Origin of the sequence: Winogradskyella sp., from assembly GCF_013213975.1 — a bacterium.
Lineage (GTDB): Bacteria > Bacteroidota > Bacteroidia > Flavobacteriales > Flavobacteriaceae > Winogradskyella.
This window is the reverse complement of record NZ_JABSST010000155.1, coordinates 1-2,265: the sequence shown is the minus strand read 5'-3', so window position 1 is coordinate 2,265 and position 2,265 is coordinate 1. Positions and strand designations below refer to the sequence as shown.

Annotated in this window: 2 protein-coding genes; both read right to left on the bottom strand. The window is 33.2% G+C overall.

Annotation, left to right across the window (positions count from 1 at the left end):
- Window positions 1-533, bottom strand: a 533-nt coding sequence (locus tag HRU49_RS14560; protein WP_296358447.1) for a VCBS repeat-containing protein, incomplete at its 3' end; no start/stop codon positions are given.
- Between the two features lie 26 nt (window positions 534-559).
- Window positions 560-2,265, bottom strand: a 1,706-nt coding sequence (locus tag HRU49_RS14555) for an FG-GAP-like repeat-containing protein (protein ID WP_296358444.1), incomplete at its 5' end; no start/stop codon positions are given.

Sequence of the window (2,265 nt, the reverse complement as noted above, 5' to 3'; positions counted from 1 at the left end):
TTAAATAAGTCATTTGTAATAGCTGTATTTCCTATTCTATTAGACAAATAAACATCGAGACATCCATCATTATCTATATCCCCCCAAGACGCTCCGTATGTATAGAGATTATCAAGCGAAAAACCAGCAGATTCCGTAATATCGGTTAGTGTTAACCCATTGCGATTAAATAGTCGATTTCCATCTGTATCGCTCGTTAAGAAAAAATCTTTATCGCCGTCATTATCATAATCTACCCAAACCACACTTCTGGTATTGTAATCATAGTTAAGCGGAGTATCAAAAAACGATACTTCCACAAAAAACTGTCCGTTTATATTTTTATAAAACCTAACTGGAACATTATTACCCGAAGCCAAAGTTATATCATGAAAGCCATCGTTATCAAAATCAACAAAACTCACACCACTCCCGCCAAAAACTTCATTTCCGGTTGGGTCATCTAACCCTAAAGTATTAGCATTATTTACAAAATTAATTTGTGAGAATGACAAATAAGGAATGACAAATATGAGACAAACAAACTTCGACATAATCAACTACTCATAAAACTAATATATTAATGCTTCACAATTTTTATTCGTTTAGAACTATTTGCAGATGATATATCAGCAAAATACACACCATCCATTAAACCGCTAAGGTCTATGCTAAAGTTTTGAGAATCCAGATGAAACATTAATACTGATTGCCCTAGGAAATTAATTATTTCAACATTCTGAATACGTGTTGGAGATGCAATATTCATTATAGACTTGGTAGGATTTGGAAATACTTTCAAATCCATTAAATCATTATCTGGCACTGATAATGTTGATCGCTCTAAAATAAATATTTCTTCATTCACACTAACGTCATAAAGAACATCCACTATTCCACTCAACCATTTCACTTTTATATAATCTACCGTAGTTGCATTACCAACACCAAAAAATTCACTCGAAGAGTTTTGAGATAAATAGCCCTCACCACAAAGCGTATAGCGATATTGTTTTTGTCCATTAACAGAAATCTCAATTAAAGATCCAACAGCATCTCTATTACTTTGCGTTCCCTCCAGTTTTACCTTAAGCCAGTTATTGCCACTCGTTGACGTATTTTTCCAAAGAAAAATATTATCGTGATTAATATTATTAACAACAAGTTCAGGGAATCCATCATTATCTGTATCACCAATGGCATTTGAATAACTTATGGCTAGATCATTTGGCACTGCCGAATTTATAATATTAAATGTACCGTCACTCAACTGTTCATACATGGCAGAGGACAAATAACTAGGAATTGATCCATCATGTTCAGTACTAACATACAGATCTAAATCACTGTCATTGTCTGCATCTAGAAAGACTGCACCCCAAGCCACACTATTAAGTGTTGTTCCTGTTGCGGTTGCAATATCAGTAAAAGTTCCATCGCCATTATTTTTTAAGAAGACGTTCCCTGGAACATCGTTTGTAACATATATATCTAACCAACCATCGGCATTGTAGTCATCAATGGTTACAGACATGGCATCAATAGAAATTCCTGTTCCTGATTCGAAACTTACATCAGTGAAGGTACCATCACCATTATTTTTATATAATGTATTTGCATACTGTAATTTATCATTAGCGACATAAATATCTTGATCACCATCATTGTCAAAATCAAAAAATGCTGAACAAAACGATAACATTCCAGTATTTATGATTCCTGCTGTTGCATTGACTATGGTAAAGGTATTATCACCATTATTTTTATAGAGAATATTAGGAACATATTCACTGCGATTACTTAAAAATAAATCTAAATATCCATCATTATCATAATCGCCCCATGATGCACCATAGGTTTCTAAAATATCGGTTAATATGCCAGAAGATACTGTAATGTCTTGCATGATCATATTCCCTAAATTCTCAAACAACTTGTTGCTACTAGTATCACTTGTAACTAGTAAATCTTTATCCCCATCATTATCAATATCTACCCAATTGATTTGTTTGTTTCTCCAGTTGTTACTAGGAATATTTAATGTTTGTTCTACAAAATTACCATTGATATTTTTTAAAAATCGAATAGGATCACCTGAAGCTGAAGCAACGGTAATATCATCCCAACCATCATTATCATAGTCATAAAATGTAATACCACTTCCAAATAGAGAATTTCCACAGGTAACGTTTATACCTATATCGGACGCTAAGTTTTCAAAACTTATTTGTGCTACCGTGAGGTTGAACGAAACACCTACAACAAGAAATAGAAATACTTTCAAGA